The sequence below is a fragment of the Kribbella sp. NPDC056861 genome, assembly GCF_040687575.1.
Classification (GTDB): Bacteria; Actinomycetota; Actinomycetes; order Propionibacteriales; family Kribbellaceae; genus Kribbella.
The window spans coordinates 191,053-209,543 of the sequence record NZ_JBFBNQ010000008.1; the positions used below are offsets into that span (position 1 = coordinate 191,053).

13 protein-coding genes are annotated in these 18,491 nt (G+C 67.5%); 5 read left to right on the forward strand and 8 right to left on the reverse strand.

Going from position 1 to position 18,491, the window contains the following annotated elements; all coding sequences use genetic code 11:
* Positions 1–11 precede the first annotated feature (11 nt).
* On the forward strand, positions 12–914 hold the full coding sequence (locus AB0P21_RS35290) for an aminoglycoside phosphotransferase family protein (RefSeq protein ID WP_363702699.1): 903 nt from the start codon (positions 12–14) through the stop codon (positions 912–914).
* On the opposite strand, the gene AB0P21_RS35295 is transcribed toward AB0P21_RS35290, so the two are convergent.
* The 6 genes from AB0P21_RS35295 to AB0P21_RS35320 form a co-directional block, all read right to left on the reverse strand.
* Positions 898–1,938, reverse strand: coding sequence for a GNAT family N-acetyltransferase (locus tag AB0P21_RS35295; protein ID WP_363702701.1), 1,041 nt, complete (start codon positions 1,936–1,938; stop codon positions 898–900). The two genes, AB0P21_RS35290 and AB0P21_RS35295, sit on opposite strands and share 17 nt — an antisense overlap.
* Positions 1,939–2,183: 245 nt before the next feature.
* Positions 2,184–4,046 carry a 1,4-alpha-glucan branching protein GlgB gene (glgB, locus tag AB0P21_RS35300; protein WP_363703297.1) on the reverse strand — a complete coding sequence of 621 codons (1,863 nt, stop codon included), beginning with the start codon at positions 4,044–4,046 and terminating at the stop codon, positions 2,184–2,186.
* 593 nt (positions 4,047–4,639) lie between these two features.
* Positions 4,640–6,055, reverse strand: coding sequence for an aminoglycoside phosphotransferase (locus AB0P21_RS35305; protein WP_363702703.1), 1,416 nt, complete (start codon positions 6,053–6,055; stop codon positions 4,640–4,642).
* Positions 6,052–7,755 (reverse strand): maltose alpha-D-glucosyltransferase, encoded by a 1,704-nt coding sequence (gene treS, locus AB0P21_RS35310; protein ID WP_363703299.1) that lies wholly within the window; start codon positions 7,753–7,755, stop codon positions 6,052–6,054. The genes AB0P21_RS35305 and treS overlap by 4 nt, the downstream gene beginning before the upstream one ends.
* A 356-nt stretch (positions 7,756–8,111) precedes the next feature.
* A complete protein-coding gene (locus AB0P21_RS35315; RefSeq protein WP_363702705.1) occupies positions 8,112–8,807 on the reverse strand; it encodes a hypothetical protein in 696 nt (231 codons plus the stop codon).
* A 132-nt stretch (positions 8,808–8,939) separates the two neighbouring features.
* Positions 8,940–10,124, reverse strand: a complete 1,185-nt coding sequence (locus AB0P21_RS35320; protein ID WP_363702707.1) for an OmpA family protein — start codon at positions 10,122–10,124, stop codon at positions 8,940–8,942.
* Positions 10,125–10,319: 195 nt separating this feature from the next.
* On the opposite strand from AB0P21_RS35320, the gene AB0P21_RS35325 reads away from it, so the two are divergent.
* The 3 genes from AB0P21_RS35325 to AB0P21_RS35335 all read left to right on the forward strand — a co-directional run bounded on the left by AB0P21_RS35325 (position 10,320) and on the right by AB0P21_RS35335 (position 12,705).
* Positions 10,320–11,585: a glycoside hydrolase family 18 protein gene (locus AB0P21_RS35325; protein ID WP_363702709.1), complete on the forward strand. Its 1,266-nt coding sequence runs from the start codon at positions 10,320–10,322 to the stop codon at positions 11,583–11,585.
* 255 nt (positions 11,586–11,840) lie between these two features.
* Positions 11,841–12,470, forward strand: coding sequence for a winged helix-turn-helix domain-containing protein (locus tag AB0P21_RS35330; protein WP_363702711.1), 630 nt, complete (start codon positions 11,841–11,843; stop codon positions 12,468–12,470).
* Positions 12,471–12,531: 61 nt separating this feature from the next.
* A complete protein-coding gene (locus AB0P21_RS35335; RefSeq protein ID WP_363702713.1) occupies positions 12,532–12,705 on the forward strand; it encodes a hypothetical protein in 174 nt (57 codons plus the stop codon).
* 80 nt (positions 12,706–12,785) lie between these two features.
* Here the strand turns inward: AB0P21_RS35335 and AB0P21_RS35340 are convergent, their stop codons facing one another.
* The gene (locus AB0P21_RS35340; protein WP_363702715.1) at positions 12,786–17,159 is read right to left on the reverse strand and encodes a S8 family serine peptidase; all 4,374 of its coding nucleotides are present in this window, start codon (positions 17,157–17,159) and stop codon (positions 12,786–12,788) included.
* Between the two features lie 331 nt (positions 17,160–17,490).
* Between AB0P21_RS35340 and AB0P21_RS35345 the strand changes: the two genes are divergently transcribed.
* Positions 17,491–18,123 carry a winged helix-turn-helix domain-containing protein gene (locus AB0P21_RS35345; RefSeq protein ID WP_363702717.1) on the forward strand — a complete coding sequence of 211 codons (633 nt, stop codon included), beginning with the start codon at positions 17,491–17,493 and terminating at the stop codon, positions 18,121–18,123.
* Positions 18,124–18,228: 105 nt separating this feature from the next.
* On the opposite strand, the gene AB0P21_RS35350 is transcribed toward AB0P21_RS35345, so the two are convergent.
* Positions 18,229–18,471, reverse strand: a complete 243-nt coding sequence (locus AB0P21_RS35350) for a hypothetical protein (RefSeq protein WP_363702719.1) — start codon at positions 18,469–18,471, stop codon at positions 18,229–18,231.
* Between the last annotated feature and the right edge of the window lie 20 nt (positions 18,472–18,491).

Genomic DNA, 18,491 nt, shown 5'->3' on the forward strand with positions numbered 1-18,491 from the left:
TAACCTGACTCATGGCAATCCACGTCATCGAGTACTTCGAGAAGCACGCCGCCGCGCCGGTGACTCTGCTCGGGCAGGGGATGGAAGGCACCGTCTACGACCTCGGCAACGGGTTGGTCGGCAAGGTGTGGTTCGACCGGACTGCCGATGAGGTCCTGCCGATGCAGGCGTTCCTGGCTGAGCTCGGTGAGCAGGAGTTGCCGTTCAGGACTCCGGAGATCAGCGTCGTCGACAGTGTCGAGGGGCATGCGGTCAGCGTGGAGAAACGGCTGAGCGGTACGCCGCTGCGCGATCTGCTGGAGAGCGGCGCGGTGAGTCAGCAGGAGGGGCTCGAGCTGTTTGTCGAGGTGGTCGGCGCGTTGGGAAGGACCGAGGCGGGTGCAGCGGCGAGGGCCTTGCCGCTACTGGGTGAGAGACCGCTGCAGGGGGAGTGGGGAGAAGGGCTCGCGGAGGTGGTGCGGCAGCGGGCGGTGAAGTCGTGCGAATACCTCGCGGCTGAGGTCGAGGACTTCGAGGAGTTGCTGGAGCGGGTCCTGGCTGGGTTGTCCGTGGTGAGCCTCGACCAGGAGCAGATAGTGCACGGCGATATCTGTACGCCGAACCTGCTGGTCGACACCAACAGCAGCCAGATTGCCTTGCTTGACTGGGGCTTCCTGAGCACCGCCGGCGACAACACCTTCGACGCCTCGACCGCGGCGGCCTTCTATGACATGTACAGCCCAGCAGCCCGCAGCATCGATGACCTGCTCACCGACCGCTTCGAAGCAATCGGCCACGACCGTGAGCGGATGTACCTGTACCGCGCCGCCTACTCCATCGCCACAGCCACGATCTACAGCCCGACCGCCGCCGACGGCCACTACACCTGGTGCGTCGCCAACCTCAACCGTGAGGACCTCAGGGCTGCGCTGTGATCGGATCCCCGTCGCGCAGGTTGTGAAGAATGTCAGGCGCGGCAAGCACCAGCGGGAGCCGGCGTGCATTGAGCGGCGACACCAGCGCGGCAAGCTCCGAAGCGGAGTACCAGGCGACGTCGAGGATCTCGAAGCCGTCCGGGGTCAGCGACTCCAACAGCGACGGGTCGTGGACACCGCCGTCGTACAGGATCTCGATAGCGTCACCCCAGCCCTGCCAGCGCGGCAGCCAGTCGATCGCGAGCACGCCGAGCAGTGGCAGTTCGAAGCCGAGCTCTTCCTGCATCTCGCGCAGAGCACCGGTCGCCGGATCCTCGTCGGGCTCGACCACACCTCCGGGCAGTTCGAGGTCTTGTTTGTAGCTCACCTTGCAGAGCAGCACCCGGCCGCCGGTGTCGCGAACCACGACGTGGGCGATCACCCGCTTCTTCGGCAGCACCGAATCCATTAGCGCCGTCCACCCCGGCAGACTGTCGGCCCGCGGGTCGTCCCGCCGCAGACCGTAGACGGCAACATCGCGGCGCTCACCCTGGAGCAACCCGCCACCTCGCAGCAACCCCTCACGACGGAAGCCCGAGCGGATCGCGACCCGGGCCGAGGCGCGGTTCTCCGGATCGACCTCGACCTGCAGCCGATCCAGCCCCAGCTCGCCGAACGCATAGCCCACCAGCATCCGTACTGCGCGCTGCGCGACCCGCCGACCGCGATACGGCTTGTACGTCGTCCAGGACACGTTGCCGACACCCGGCGACAGGCGGCGGAGCTCGACGCTCCCGACCGGCCCGGTCTCACCCGCCAGTTCGATCACGAAGTTCACCACCGCGCGATCATCGGCGTACTGCGCCCGCCACCGCTCGACCGCCTCGACCAGGCCGGACCTCGGCGGGATCCCGGGGAAGTCGAACCAGCGCACCATCTCGTCGTCGGCCAGCCCGTGCGCGACGTCGACGTCCTCGTCCCGCCACGGCCGCAGCGTCAGTTCACCATCGGTCAGAGTGGGCTGTGGAGGAGGCGCGGCGGTCACCCGGCGAACGCTACCCGCAAACGCCTGTCAGCCAACCAGCGGTCCGCGAGGCGCGAAATCTCGACGGACCGTGATCGCCGGTTCGACAGAAAGTATCGCCGAAAAATATCTGAAAGAAATTCGGCGAAAGAGCCAACTTTTTCGGCATCCTGTCCGTCTATCACTATGAAAGCGGGTGAGAGTGCGTCGGGGCGGACGCGGGCTCACCCGCTTTCGACTTTCCTGGGGCAGCTGCCGACCAGCTGTCAGGCGTCGTACCGGAACCAGACGGTGCCCAGTGGCGGGACCGAGATCTCCGCGCTGGCCGCCATCCCGTGCCAGCTCTCGCCGTCGGCCTCGACGCCGCCGAAGTTGCCGACCCCCGAGCCGCCGTAGACCTGCGCGTCGGTGTTGACCAGCTCCTGCCAGTGGCCGGCGAACGGCAGGCCGATCCGGTACCCGAAGTGCGGCACCGCCGAGAAGTTGGTGACACAGGCGAGCGTCGGCTGCCCGTCGTCGCCGTACCGGACGAAGGAGAAGACGTTGTTGCTCGCGTCGTTGGCGTCGATCCAGGAGAATCGCTCAGGCGCGTGGTCGGTACCCCAGAGCGCCTCGGTGTCCTTGTAGTTCAGGTTCAGGTCCTTGACCAGCTGCTGCAGACCGCGGTGGTCGGCGTGGTCCAGCAGCCACCAGTCGAGCTCGCCCTTCTCGGACCACTCCGACTCCTGGCCGAACTCGCAGCCCATGAAGAGCAGCTGCTTGCCCGGGTGTGCCCACTGCATCGCCAGGAAGGCCCGCACGTTGGCGAGCTGCTGCCACCGGTCGCCCGGCATCTTGCGCAGCAGCGAGCCCTTGCCGTGCACGACCTCGTCGTGGGAGATCGGCAGCACGAAGTTCTCGGAGTACGCGTACATCATCGAGAAGGTCAGCTCGCTGTGGTGGTACTGCCGGTAGATCGGCTCGTGCTCCAGGTAGCTGAGCGAGTCGTTCATCCAGCCCATGTTCCACTTGAAGCCGAAGCCGAGCCCGCCCAGATGCGTCGCGCGGGTGACACCCGGCCACGAGGTCGACTCCTCGGCGACGGTGATCACCCCCGGCACCCGCTTGTAGAGCGTCGCGTTCATCTCCTGCAGGAACGAGACCGCCTCGAGGTTCTCGCGGCCGCCGTACTGGTTCGGCACCCACTGGCCCTCTTCGCGGGAGTAGTCCAGGTAGAGCATCGAGGCGACGGCGTCGACCCGCAGGCCGTCGATGTGGAACTCCTCGGCCCAGTAGACCGCGTTCGCGACCAGGAAGTTGCGGACCTGCGGCCGGCCGAAGTCGAAGACCAGCGTGCCCCAGTCGGGCTGCTCGCCGCGGCGCGGGTCCGGGTGCTCGTAGAGCGCGGTGCCGTCGAACTTGGCCAGCGCCCAGGCGTCCTTCGGGAAGTGCGCCGGCACCCAGTCGACCAGTACCCCGATGTTTGCCTGGTGCAACGAATCCACCAGGTACCGGAAGTCGTCCGGGTCGCCGAAACGCGAGGTCGGCGCGAAGTACGAGGTGACCTGGTAGCCCCAGGAGCCGCCGAACGGGTGCTCCATCACCGGCATCAGCTCGACGTGGGTGAAGCCCATCTCGGTCACGTAGCCGACCAGCTCGTCGGCGAGTTCGCGGTACGACTTGCCCTTACGCCATGAGCCGAGGTGCACCTCGTAGACGCTCATCGGCTCGGCATACGCCTGCGAGGCAGCGCGGTGGTCGAGCCAGGCCGCGTCCTGCCACTCGTAGGTCGACTCGTGCACGACCGACGCGTTGGCCGGCGGCACCTCGGCCAGGTTGGCCATCGGGTCGGCCTTCTGCCGCCAGACGCCGTCCCGGCCGCAGATGTCGAACTTGTACCGCGTGCCGGGACCGATGCCCGGGACGAACAGTTCCCAGACGCCGGACGAGCCCATCGTGCGCATCGGGTGCGCGCGGCCGTCCCAGAAGTTGAAGTCGGCGGTCAGCCGGATGCCCTGCGCGTTCGGCGCCCAGACGGCGAACGACGTACCGGTGACGGTGCCGTTCGGTCCGTCGTACCGGCGGACGTGAGCACCGAGCACGGTCCACAGTTGCTCGTGCCGGCCTTCGCCGATCAGGTGCAGGTCCATCTCGCCGAGCGACGGCAGATAGCGGTACGGGTCGTCGATCTCGAGCGCGGGACCGTCGGTGTAGGTCACCTCGAGGCGGTAGTCCGGCACCTTGTCGACGTCGAGGACGCCGACCCAGACTCCCTCGAACTCGTGCTCCAGCTCCACACTCGCGTTGTCGAAGACCGCGGTCACGGTGTTCGCGAACGGACGCAGCACGCGCAGCGTCACCACCCCGTCGCCGAGATGCGGCCCGAGCACGTGGTGCGGATCGTGGTACGTGCCGGCGACGATCCGCTCCAGCACACCACGATCGACCCGAACTGCCTTGTCGACAATGGATCCCGGCTTGGCCACCGACTCGGAGGCGGGCTGGAAAGTACTACCCTGCGCAGGCTCGAACGCGTCGACGTGTGTGGTCTCGGCCTCCTGCTGCGGAGTCTCGGCGGCCACCGCAACCGGCTCGCTCACAGTCTCCGAGTCCGGCTTGCCCACTTGGTCGCTCTTGCTCGAATCCATACACCCCATCCTGCCCGATCGAAGCCTCATCTTCTGCACCCCGTACCCGTGGCCGGAGTCCGTACACAAAACCCCGCCTGGTGGTGCGGCCCGAGCTACTCGCTGAGGCTGAGTTGGGCAGCGGCGGCCAGGGGGATCGGGAGCCACGAGGGCCGGTTGCGGGCCTCGTAGAGCGTTTCGTAGATGACCTTGTCGGCCAGGAACGCGCTCAGCAGCACGCCCTGGTCGCGCGGGTCGGTGCCGGAGACCTCCGCGTAGCCGTCGCAGAACGCGCGGCGGTTGCGGTTGGCCCATTCGGCGGCGCGGTAGGCGATCTGCTGGTCGCCCAGGTGGTCGGCCAGCAAGGAGCGCGCCGCGTAGTCGAACGAGCGGAGCATGCCGGCGATGTCCTTGATCGGGGTGTCCAGCGCGCGCCGCTCGACCAGCGACTTGGCCGGCTCACCCTCGAAGTCGATCAGCTTCCAGCCGTGGATGGTGCGCAGTACCTGGCCGAGGTGGAAGTCACCGTGGATCCGCTGCACCGTCACCGGTACGCCGGAGGCCGCGAGCGCGTCGAACGCCCGGGTGAGACCGGGACCGAACTCGGCGAGCTCGGGCACCGCCTTGACCGCCTTGTCGAGCCGACGGCGCATGGCGTCCGCGTGCTCGACCATCAGGGCCGGCTCCCAGACATCCGTACCGAGTGCCTTCGCCAGCTCGGCGTGCACCTGCGCGGTGGCCGCGCCGAGGCGATGCGACTCACCGGCGAAGTCGCCACCAACCTCTTCGGCGTGCAGATCTGCCTCGGCGTACAGGTCCCGGACCGAGGTGGTCGCGTACGACCAGCCGTCGGTCGCGTTCTTCTGGAACGCCGTCATCATCGCCAGCTCACCCGAGTCGGTGCCGCCGCCGGCGCGCGGCCAGGAGCCACGCGCCGAGCCGAGCACCTCGGGCACCAGCTCCGAGCCGGCCTCGGTGAGCGCCGACTCGATCTCGACCCCGGGATTGCTCCCGGGCTCGAGCCGGCGGAACACCTTCAGCAGCGCGGTGTCGCCGAAGACCAGCGACGTGTTGCTCTGTTCGACCGTCAGGACGAGCGACTGCGCGTCGTCCGGTACGACGGTCGCGCTGTCCGGCGCGTGCACCGGGTGGAACTCCAGACCGGTCAGCTGCCGCCCATGGGTGAGGGCATCCAGCCAGTACGGCGTGGCTTCCTTGTCGTGCAGCGCGTCGTAGACCCAGACCCTCGTGTCGTCGAGGTCCTGCTCCGCCCAGTCACCGATCAGGGCATGGCCGAGGTTGTCGGCCGGCGCCTGGTGGTAGCTGAGCGGCAGCTGGTAAACCCGGATCGCGTTCTCCGCGCCGGGCGGCCCGGCGCAGTAGACGAATCCGATCCGGACCGCGGGCCAGACGCCCTCGTCCGACAGCCAGGTGGAAGTGGCCATCGCATCGACGTGGACGTCATGTCCCTTCTCACCGAACCATCGCTGGTTGGCGCAGAAGGACTGGACCTGGTCCAGATGGGAAGTCACGAAGAGCTCTCCTCACGATCAGCAGCCTTGTTGACCGGCAGTCGGAACCAGTAGAAGCCGTGCGCACCCAGAGTGAGCAGGTACGGCAGCTCGCCGATGGTCGGGAAGTGCACCCCGCCCAGCAGCTCGACCGGCTCCACACCCTGCCACTGCCGAAGATCCAGCTCGATCGGCTGCGGGAAGCGCGACAGGTTGTTCACGCACAGCACCACGTCGTCGCCGAACTCCCGGATGTACGACAGCACGCTCGGGTTGGAACCGCCTAGGTCAGTGAAGGTACCCATCCCGAAACACGGGTGCTGCTTACGGGTCTGGATCATCCGCCGGGTCCAGTGCAGCAGCGACGAGGCGTTCTCCATCTCGGCCTCGACGTTCACCGCCTGGAATCCGTAGACCGGATCCATGATCACCGGCAGGCTGAGCTTGCCCGGGGTCGCGGTCGAGAACGACGCGTTGCGGTCCGGGGACCACTGCATCGGGGTCCGGACACCGTCGCGGTCACCGAGCCAGATGTTGTCGCCCATGCCGATCTCGTCGCCGTAGTACAGGATCGGCGAGCCGGGCAGCGACAGCAGCATCGCGGTGAACAGCTCCATCCGGTTCACGTCGTTGTCGAGCAACGGCGCGAGCCGGCGGCGGATGCCGATGTTGGCCTTCATCCGCGGGTCCTGGGCGTACTCGCCCCACATGTAGTCGCGCTCTTCGTCGGTCACCATCTCGAGCGTGAGCTCGTCGTGGTTGCGCAGGAAGATGCCCCACTGACAGGTGTCGGGGATCTGCGGGGTCTGGGCCAGGATCTCCGAGATCGGGAACCGCGACTCGCGGCGTACTCCCATGAAGATCCGCGGCATCACCGGGAAGTGGAAAGCCATCTGGCACTCGTCACCACCGGACTCGCGGTCGCCGAAGTACTCGACCACGTCACCAGGCCACTGGTTCGCCTCACAGAGCATGACGCGATCGGTGTAGTTGGCGTCCACCTCCTTGCGGACCCGCTTCAGGAACTCGTGCGTCCTGGGCAGGTTCTCGCAGTTGGTGCCCTCCTCCTCGAACAGGTACGGCACCGCGTCCAGCCGGAAACCGTCGACGCCGAGGTCCAGCCAGAACTTCAGCGCCTCGATCATCGCGTCGCCGACTGCCGGGTTCTCGAAGTTCAGGTCGGGCTGGTTGGAGTAGAACCGGTGCCAGAAGTACTGCTGGCGGACCGGGTCCCAGGTCCAGTTCGACGTCTCGGTGTCGACGAAGATGATCCGCGCGTCGGAGTACGCCGTGTCCGTGTCGGACCAGACGTAGAAGTCGCCGTACGGCCCGTCGGGGTTGTTGCGGGACTCCTGGAACCAGGGGTGCTGGTCCGAGGTGTGGTTCATCACGAAGTCGACGATGACGCGCATCCCGCGCGCATGGGCCGCTTCCATGAACGCGGCGAAGTCGGCGATCGTGCCGACTTCAGGCATCACGTTCGTGTAGTCGGAGATGTCGTAGCCGCCGTCACGCAGAGGTGAGGGGTAGAACGGCGGTAGCCACAGACAATCCACGCCGAGCCACTCGAGGTAGTCGAGTTTCTCGGTCAGGCCTTGCAAGTCGCCGATGCCGTCGGCGTTCGAGTCCTTGAAGGACCGCACCAGAACTTCGTAGAAGACAGCCCGCTTGAACCACAGCGGGTCACTCTTCGTCAGTCCGTGGTGCTGCTCCGGCAGCATGTCGGTCACGCTCACCTCCATCGGGTGTCATCCCCTCGGTCCAAACCTAGCGGTACTGCGGGGTTGCGCCGCCGGGTCGATCCGGCGACGCGCGGGTGGACACTTTTTTCGGCTCGCACTGGATTCCCTTACCCGCTCGGCGGGTTCTCAAAAGGGACGGCCAGCGCCGCCGAGGTGTCCGGGTGATGTGTAACGACGCCGTGGGATGGGCGGTCCGGGCCGACGTTCTGCTCAGTGTGACGGCCGTTTGCCAGTACAAGCAAATGGGGGCCTGATCGCGCTATTCCTATGGCGAACCGTGACCTGGAACGCGTTGCTTTCCAGGGTTTCGGTCGTTATTTTTCCCCGCTCACGCGTCAGTCGCGCGGGCGGCTGGATTTCCGCGGTTTGCGGACGTACTTCGTGAAGCCGGCCCGCTCGGCGTCGGCCTCGGCGCGGAACCAGACCTCGGCCTTCGTGCGGCCGTAGTACGGGGAGTCGGGGGTGTGGAACAACATCGACTGCGCGTTGCCTTTGATGGTGAACCCGTCCGGCGGTCCTTGGTGCGCGACGGCGTCGGCGGAGCCCTCGCCGTACTTGCCGGCCGGTGCTGGCGCGGAGGTCACCTGGACGTCGTTCGATTCGTGGTCGTCGAAAAGCGTTGGTTCGTCGGCGTCCATGCGCACGGAGAACGCAGGCTCCCGCAGTACGCCGCCGTTGGGTTCCATTTTCGCAGTCAGCTTGGCGGGCTCGGGCTCTTCGACTGGCTCATCTACTGGCTCAGGGTCCGGCAGTGGCTCCGGGTCGAGGCCTGTTTCCTCCTCCGGCAGCTCCGCCGGCTCGTGGAGGGTCTGGTCGAAAGGCTCGACCGGCTCCTCGAAGTGTGGGGGAGGAGCGGACGCAGTACCGGGTGCTGCTACGCCGGCGCCGACGAGGGTCTTCTCCTCGACGGGCGTCTCCTCGGGGACAGCGGCCGGGTGGGTGCGGCGGGCGAGGAGGAACCAGGTGAGGATGGCGCCGATCAGGAAGGCGAGCAGGGTCCAGGGCCAGTTGTTGCGGAACAGGTAGGCCATCAGCGGGGACCCTTCGAGCCGGCGGGCAGGGTGCGGTAGAGCAGCCAGGCGGCGGCGCTGCCGAGGACGAATGCGGCGAGCAGCAGGAACCAGACCTGCGCGATCAGCCAACTCATGGGATCCCCTAGGAAACTAACGAACTCGGATCTCGACCCGGCGGTTGGCGATCCGGCCGGCGGACGTGGTGTTGGGCGCCAGCGGGCGGGTTTCGCCGTAACCGCGGCTGGTGAGGCGCCCGGCGGCTACGCCGAGCTTGATCAGCGTCGCCTCGACGGCGTCCGCTCGTTGCTGGGACAGCGGGAGGCTGGTGCGGGTGGTGCCGGAGCTGTCGGTGTGGCCGCTGATCTCGACGTCGAAGGTGGTGCAGCTCTTCAGCAGCGCCGCGTAGCGGGCGACCGAGGATCTCGAGACGTCGTTCAGCCTGGCGGTCCCGGCCAGGAAGACGAGTTTCGCGTCCACCGTCAGCTGGGCGAGCCGGGCTTCGAAGGTCTGGCAGGCCTGGCTGATCGGCGGCTTCGCGATCACCGGGACCTGCAGTTCGTTGGCGATCCCGGCACCCGGTACTGCGGCCGCGGCCGCACGAGCAGCAGTGGCCTTGGTCGCCTGGTCGGCGACCTTGCCGGTCAACGTCACCTTGTCGCCGTCGTACTTGACCGACGCGGCACCCGTCGCCGTCGACAAGGCATGAAGCAGTGCGGTCAACGCCGTCGGGTTCGGCAGGGCGGTCTTCTCGTCGATCGTGATCTGGTCGACGAACTCGGTGCCGTTGTCGAGCAACGCCTGGACCTCGGCAACGAGTTTGTCCTTCGCTGCTTGGTTCCGTACGACCGCGCTGACGGTGATCGAGTCGTCCGTCCGGCTCAGCTCGAAGGGAGCGGCGTCGGTGCTGACCGGCGGCGACGAGAGCTCGGCGCTCGGCGTACCGACTGGCTCCTCGGCGGTGCCTGTCGACGGCGCCGTGGTCGGCTCCGATGCAACCTGCCGCGCACCGCTGTCGGCATGCGCGGTGCGGACACCGTCGACCGCCGCAACGACCTTCTCGGCCTCGCCGGCATCAGCCCCGGCCGGTACGACGACAGTCGCGTCCCGCCCGGAGAACTCGACCTGTACGCCGGTGATGCCACGCGCGTCGAGCGCTGCCTGCGAGCGTTGCCGAAGATCGTCCTCGGTCGGCCCGGTCTTGATCCCGATCACCAGCGCGGTGAGCAGCACCGGGACGAGAACTACCGCCAGCAGCCAGACAAAACCAGGCCGCCGAACGAGTCCCGTACTCGTCTGGGCGGCCGCAGCGGGATCGTCGTCCGAGGATCCGGGCACTGTTCCTCCGTCAAGAGCGGCCAAAGGTGACCGTGCGCGAGGACACTACTCCGTACCGCGCGGGACGCGCATACCACCCCGGAAAAACTTGACGTGATCGTGCAGGACACTTTTATTTCGCTTCCTCCTTTTCTTAACTCCCCGTACTGGGTAGGGTGCGGACAGTCCCTCTTCCGCCCCCCTTGGAGGAACACCATGAGAGTTCGACCCCTGCCCACTCTGCTCGCCGCGATGGCGATGCTGGCCACCGGCGTAGTACCGGCAGCAGTTGCCGCGGAGCCCCGGGAATCCGCTGCGGCGCCGCTGCAGACGGCGGCTGTCCAGGACACCACCCGCACGGTTGCCGCCGGCAAGAAGGTCGTCGGCTACTTCACCGAGTGGGGTGTCTACGACCGCAACTACCACGTCAAGAACATCAAGACGAGCGGGTCGGCGGCCAAGCTGACCAACATCGTCTATGCCTTCGGCAACACCACCGGCGGCCGCTGCACGATGGGCGACTCGTACGCCGCCTACGACAAGGCGTACGACGCGGCCGGCTCGGTCGACGGCGTCGCCGACACCTGGGACGCCGGCGCGCTACGCGGCAACTTCAACCAGTTGCGCAAGCTCAAGCGCGAGTTCCCCAACATCAAGGTGGTCTGGTCGTTCGGCGGCTGGACCTGGTCCGGCGGCTTCACCGAGGCGGCCAAGAACCCGACCGCGTTCGCGAACTCCTGCCACGCCCTGGTCGAGGACCCGCGCTGGGCCGATGTCTTCGACGGCATCGACATCGACTGGGAGTACCCGAACGCCTGTGGCCTGAGCTGCGACACCTCCGGCCCGAACGCCTTCAACAACATCATCTCCGCGCTGCGCACCAAGTTCGGCTCGTCCGCGCTGGTGACGGCGGCGATCACCGCCGACGGCACCAACGGCGGCAAGATCGACGCGACCAACTACGCCACCGCGGCGCAGAAGCTCGACTGGATCATGCCGATGACGTACGACTACTTCGGCGCCTTCAACGCCCAGGGCCCGACGGCTCCGCACTCGCCGCTGACCAACTACTCCGGCATCCCGACGGCCGGTTTCCACAGCGACGGCGCGATCCAGAAGCTCAAGTCGAAGGGCATCCCGTCCTCGAAGATCCTGCTCGGCATCGGCTTCTACGGCCGTGGCTGGACCGGCGTCACCCAGGCCGCGCCAGGTGGCCGCGCGACCGGAGCGGCACCGGGCAAGTACGAGGCCGGCATCGAGGACTACAAGCTGATCTCGACCCGTTGCCCGTCCACCGGGACGGTCGGCGGTACGGCGTACGCGTTCTGCAACGGCCAGTGGTGGGGCTACGACACCCCCGCCACGATCCGCAGCAAGATGTCCTACGCCAACACCCAGGGTCTCGGCGGCGCCTTCTTCTGGGAGCTGTCCGGTGACACCAGCAACGGTTCGCTGATCACGGCGGTCAAGACCGTCGGCTGACCAGACTTCGCCTGGTTCCGAAGGCGATTCCCGGCGTCCGGGGCCTCTGCACCGTCCTGCAGAGGTCCCGGGCGCTTTTACTGTCTGCGACTTTCGGGACCTTTCCGTGGCGCTGTGTAGAACGTTCCTGGCCTGTCTCGGACAGGTCGCATTTGTGCCATCCGCGGGTGCGGGGAATCCCTTGACTTAACCTTCGCGGTTCGCCGTACTGGTCCCTGCGTCTGACCCCGGCAAGCGTTTGACAGGAGGGGCTCCATGGAGAGGCTGCCGGACTCGTCCTTGATCATCGGGGTGGCTACGTCCACCGCCGAGCGGGTCCAACTCGCGCGGTTGCTGGGAGGCGCCGACGCGCTGCTGCTGGTGTCCAGCGCCGAGCAGGCCCGGGCCTTCCTGGACCTGACCACGATGGTGGCGGCCGCGCCCGTCGTACTGACGCCCGCGGTGCTGCCGACGGTGACCAGCCGGCCGGCGGTCACTGCCCAGATCGAGGCAGCGCTGCCCAGATCGGGGCAGGCCGCCTCGAAGCAGCCCGCCCCCAAGCAAGCCGGCTCGAAGCAGCCCACCCAGTTGGCGGTCGCGGCGTCGCCGGCGACGGTGGCCGGCCTGCGGCTCGACGAGGACCGCCGGGTGGTCCGCTGGAAGGACCGCGAGATGCGGCTGACCCGGCTGGAGCACGACTTCCTGGTCTGCCTGGTCGAGGAACCGGGCAAGGTGTGGACCTACCAGCGGCTGCACCACGCGGTCTGGGGCAACGAGCACCTCGGTCACGGCTCGCACATCCACTCGGTGGTGAAACGCCTCCGGCAGAAGCTCGCCAGCATCGGCGCGACGGTCACCATCCACGCCGTCCGCGGGGTCGGGTTCCACCTGTTGCCGGCCGCTTGACCCGCAGTACCGGGTTCGAAAGTGGCGTGTGACCAATCGGCCGTCCGCGCGTTAGACGTATATGGCTGATCTGGTGGTCTCGGAGGTTGCTGGAGTCGTGCTCCCGACGTTCGATCTGCGGGAGCTGGTGCACCGGATCGCGCTGCGCCTGGAGGTCGACGAGGACACCGCCTCCCTGCTGGTGGATCGCCAACAAGACCAAGTTGCTGAAGACCTCCGGCCCGGCGGAGCTTGATTCCGACGGTCCGAGGCAGCAAAAGAACCGCCCCCCACCCAGCTGAGCTGGATGGGGGGCGGTTTTCTTTTACCTGACTACTACTTGGTCGCCTTCAACGCGAAGTTCTCGACGACGGTCTGTCCGTTGACCAGCTTGGTCGACCGAGTCTGCGGCTTGTAGCCGTCCTTGGCCGCGATCAGCGTCAGCGGGTTGTTGCGACGGTCCAGCCAGTAGGCGTAGTTGCCGTCCTTGTCGGTGATGAAGGTGTAGGACTGGGCCCAGGAGTCGACCTGGACCGTGGCGCCCGGCAGCGGAGCCGTGGTACCGGAGACAGCAACTCCGGTGACCGTACCAGCCAGCTTGCTCCAGGTGGTCGGCGGCGTGACAGTGAGCTTCACGTCGACCGGGTCCACGCTGTACGGCGTGTTCTCGCCAATGGTGACCGAGGCCGTGTAGGTACCCGGCTGGTCGACAGTGGCGTCGAGTGCCACCGCGACGGTGACCTTCTCGCCCGGGGCCAGGGTGGCCTCGGTCTTGTCCAGGCTCAGCCACGGGACGTCGGCAGACGACTCGGAGCAGGCGTCGAGGCCAGGAAGAACCTCGCCCTCCACCGTCGGGGTGAAGCCACCGGACGAACCGCCGACCCGGTAGAAGCCACAAGCCGCACCACCGCGGTAGCGGGGCTGGTTGGCGTTCGGCAGCGCGGCCCAGGTGCCGGCCGCCGGGTCGAAGGCGAACCCGGCGTTGGTGACGGCCGTGGCCTGGACGCCACCGACGACGAGCAGCTTCCCACCGGCGGTGGCGAAGGACGCCGCCCAGTGGTCGGACGGCGAGTCGGGGATAGCGGTCCAGGAGTTGGCAGCCGGGTCGAAGACGTAGCCGGACTTGGTCGCCGCCACGCCGTCGTTACCGCCGGAGCAGTAGATCTTGCCGTCGATCGCGCCACAGGACGCGAACGCTACCGACTTCGGGTAGTTGGCCAGGGTCGACCAGCTGTTCGCAGCCGCGTCGTAAGCGACCACGGAGTTGGACATCGGGGTGCAGGAAGCAGTGGTGCAGCCACCGATGGCGTAGAGCTTGCCGTCGAGGACAGCCTGCCCGGCGGCCGCACGCGGCGTCGGGTTGTTGGCCACTGCGGACCAGGCGTTGGCGGCCGGGTCGTACGACCAGGTCGCTGCGTCCGGACCACTCGGTCCCCAGCCGGAGCTGACGACGAGCTTGCCGCCGACGGCGCCGACGGTGACGGCGTTACGGGCACCCGGCAGCGGGGCGATCGCGGTCCAGGCCAGGGTGGCCGGGTCGTACACGTAGCTGTTGCCCGTCGAAGCCGAGCCGTTGCCACCCGCGATCGAGTAGATCTTGCCGTCCAGGTTGACCACCCGGTTGTCCATCACGACGGCCGGGAGGGTTGCGATGTCGGTCCACGGCGCCGCCAGCGGGTTCCGGGTGGCGGGCGTCTCGGCCTTCTTGCCGGACACCTTGTTCGCGAACGAGGTGGCGACCTGGAGACGCTGGAGCGGGGCTCCGGTGCTGTTCAGCACCTGCGACTTCGTGGTCGTGCTGCCGTTGGCGTTCTGCAGCGTGAAGCCGCCCTCGCGCTCGCCGAACTTCAGGTCGACGTCCGCGCCACCGGTGTTGGTGACGACGAACGACTTGGTGGTCTTGGCGCCGAGCTTCAGGGTGGCGCCGATGGTTGCCGGAGCCACCGAGATGCGGCCGGCCTTGAGGGTGTAGTCGGCCGGGGTGACCCAGTCCGCCTCGACGTCGACCGTCGCCTGCGCGCTGGTGTAGTTGCTCGCCTTGGCGGTGTAGCCGTGCGGGCCGTCCTCGGCGGAGTACAGCCAGTAGAAGCCATCGGCCAGGCCGGTGTCCTCCGGGGTCGCGACGGTGGTGGCCGTCTCGCTGGGCTTGTCGTCACGGGTGACGACGGCGCCGTTGATGTAGCCGCCGGTGTTGGCGTCCTTGACGTTGCCGACGACCAGACCGCCGCCGGTCGGCTCACAGGTGACCGTGGTGCCGATCAGGACGTTGTCGACCTCCCACCACCACTCGTACGAGGCGAGGGAGTAGTGGAAGCGGACCTGTACGGCGGACTTGCCGGCCGCCTGCGGGATCGCGATCTCCTTGACGCCACGGACGTCCGCGGCCTGGGTGAGCACGTTGGTCCAGGTGGCCCCGCCGTCGATCGACAGGTCCACGTCGGCCTTCTCGCCGGCCAGGTAGTTGAAGTCCTGGTTGAACTTGATCTTCGGAGCGGTGACCGCGGACAGGTCCACGACCGGGCTGACCAGCGAGGTGTCCTGCGCGCCGCCGGAGCCGTACTTGTCGCTGTCGATGATCGCGAAGCCGCCGGTGCCACCGGTCAGGTTGCCGCGGTTGCCGACATCGGTGAACTTCCACACCTGGCCGTTGTTCTTGTTGTCGACGACGGTCCAGCCACTCGGAGCAGCCTGGCTGTCGAACGTCTCGTAGACGCCGTCGGAGCCGTTGCGGTAGCCCGGAGCGGTCAGGCAGGCGTCGGAACGGACCGGGACGGCCACGTTCTTGGTCAGGTTGCCCGCGCCGACGGTGATCGGCTGGCTGACCGTGGTGTAGCCGGGGATCTGCGACTCGACCTTCAGGGTGTACGTCGCGCTGGACGGCACCTTGAAGGAGTAGCGGCCGTTGGTCGGGGTGGTGTAGTCGAACACGCCACCGGGACCCTCGACGCTGACCTTCGCGTACAGCGGCCAGCCGTGGCCGGAGCCGTCCGTGACGGTACCGCCGACGCTGACGGTCGGAGCGGCCGCCAGGGTGAAGTTCTTCGTCGTGGTGGTGTTCACCGCGACCGTGGCGGTCGAGGTCTGGCCGACGAAGCCGAAGGCGGCGACGACGACCGAGTAGTCACCGGCCGGCAGCACGGCCGAGTAGTTGCCCTCGGCGGTGGTGGCGACGACCTTGTCGGCCGCACCGGTCTGCTTGATCGTCACCGAAGCGTTGGCGATCGCGGCGCCACCGGTGCCGGTGACCTTGCCGGCCAGCGTGCCGGTGTCGCCGACGGGAGCGGCGTTCAGCAGGGCGAGGGCGTCGAGCCGGCCCTGGCCGAACACGTTGTTGTTGGCGTCGGTGCCACCGCACTGTGCGTTCGGGGCGTCGATCGCGGTGCCGTTGAGCAGCGCGCGGGTGGCCGCGACGTCGCCCTTCAGCGTCGGTGCGCCGGCCCACAGCAGCGCGACGACGCCCGCGAGGTGCGGAGCGGCCATCGAGGTGCCGTTGAAGCTCGCGTAGCCGTTGCCGGGAACGCTGGAGCGGACGTTGACGCCCGGAGCGGAGATGTTCGGCTTGATCGTGCCGCCCTGACCGGCACCACGGCCGGAGAACGACGCGATGTTGTTGCTGATGTCGTAGGCGCCGACCGAGTAGTTGCTGGTCGAGCTGCCGGGGGAGCCGCTGGTGTTGCACGCGGAGCCGCTGTTGCCGTTCGAGAAGACCCCGAAGATGCCGGACGCGGTCCAGGCGAGGGTGACGTCCTCCATGAACGGGTCGTTGGACGGCTGCGTGCTGCCCCACGAGTTGTTGATGACGTTGGGCCGCTTGCTCGCGTCCGGGTTGGCCCCGGCGAGGTTGGTCGGCTCCAGCATCCACTGACCGGAAGTGATCAGTGCCTCGTCGCTCGGGCAGCAGCCGTTCGCGGCGATCCACTTGACGGCCGGCGCGACACCGACCTGGTTGGCGGCGCCGTCGTCACCGGCCATGGTGCCCATCGTGTGGGTGCCGTGGCCGTTGGTGTCACACGGTGCGCCCGAGCAGGTGCCGGCGGCGTCGAACCAGTTGTAGTTGTGGTCGAACGTGCCGTTGGCCTGCTTGCCGCGGTACTGGTTGACCAGCGCGGGGTGGTCGTACTGGACCCCGGTGTCGATGTTGGCGACCGTGATGCCGGCGCCCTTGTCGCCGTACTGCGCCCAGACCTGGTCGGCCTTGACGTTGGCGATGCCCCACTCGACGGCGTTGATCTCGTTCTGCTGGGCGCTCTTGGTGGTCTCCGGCACCTCGTACTTGACCGGGTTGTAGACGCCCTCGACCTCGGCGTGGCCGGCGATGCTCTGCGCCATCGCGAGCGAGCCGCCCTTGACGACGATCGCGTTGGTGGCCCACAGGGTCTTGTACGTCGCGTGCTGCGCGTCCAGCTCGGCCTTGACCTTGGCCTGGCTCTCGGCGGCGGTCTTGCGCAGCGCGGCCGCGACGGCCGTTCCACGCTGGTTCCAGTCCGCGATCGCGCTGGCCTGGGTCAGGTCGGCCTTGTCGCTGAACCGGACCCAGAAGTCGGTGACCCCTTTGGCGTCCTTGCCCTCCAGCTTCGACAGCAGGTCAGGCTTGATCTTGGAAGCCGCTGCGGCGGGCGTGCCGCTCGGCTTGGTGGGCGGTGCCGCCTGTGCCTGGCCGGCCGCCGCCAGCCCGGTGGAGACGACGGCCAACGCCGCCAGAGTGCTCACCAGCGATCTGGCGAGCCCCCTCTTCCGTTGATGTGACATCTCTGCAGCCCCTCACTTGTACGACCCCGAGTCGACTCCCCCGAGTCATGGTGCAGAGGTGCAAGGTTTCACAGCGGTCAGGGTGGTGAACCGGTTCTGTGAACACTCCGTGCCCCCCAGGTCGCCAGCTGTTACGCGGCGATCCTGCCGAGGACCCTATGTGTCACGAGAAGGTCTGAACAAGCACACTTGGTGAGCAAGATGTGACATACGGTCGGCCTCATCTAGGCAAAACTCGTCAGTATTTGTCAATGCGTTGACGATTCAAGGCAGAGGTTGACATCGTAATCAGATGGTCACCGCCCGTGTCCCCGCCCCGAACGACGGCGCCCTCGATCTGACCGGTTCCGCCCAGGAGCCGTTTCCACTGCTGATCGCGGTGGCAGCGTCTCTGGAGGAGCGCGTCCGGCTCGCCGAGCTCGTCGACGACGTCGCGCCCCTGCTGCTCGTCTCCAGCCTGGACGAGCTGCGCAAGCTGCTCACACCCGCGCAGCCCTCGCCTCCGGTTCCACCGGAGCACCCCGAACCCCCGGAGCCCGAGTCGGTGACCGAACCGCCGCCCCGCCAGGTGCCAGGACGGCGTACCGAGAGTCACGGCCCCGAGGCCGACGTGCTGACCATCGACTCGGCGCGATCGGTTGCTCAATGGTGCGACCGCGAGGTCCCGCTGACCGACCTCGAGCACGACCTGCTCACCTGGCTGATGACCGAGCCACTGCGAGTCTGGACGTACGAGGCATTGCACCAGGCAGTCTGGCGAAACCGCCACCTACGCGGTACTGCGGACGTGCACTCGCTGGTGAAGCGGGTCCGCCGCAAACTCGACGAGCTCGGCACGACAGTCACCATCGACGCGGTACGCGGTACCGGCTTCCGTTTGACGGACCACCAGAACCCAGCGGTTACGGGGCTTCGCGCCGGGTGAAGCGGGTGGCGATGACCAGTCCGCTGATGACACCTACCCAGACGACCAGAGACCGGGTGGGTTGAATCCACTCGCCACCGACAGGAATCAACAACAGGACCGAGATCAGTACGAAGACCCGGCTGCGAACAGCAGCCGCTCACCCAGATCTCGGGGCGAGTAGAGCTGCCAGAGCACGCCGGCCACGACACCCGCGAGCCCCAACCCGCCGAGCCACAACTGCTCCGACCGCTCGATCACCTGCGCGTGGCCCCGTGCGTGGTTCTCGACCGCGACAGTCAGGACGACCGGTAACAGCCAACCGGTCTTGCGCCGCGTCTCGGGTGAGACCTTCTCCAGTACCGACATCAGTGCCCCCACCTCGTCTG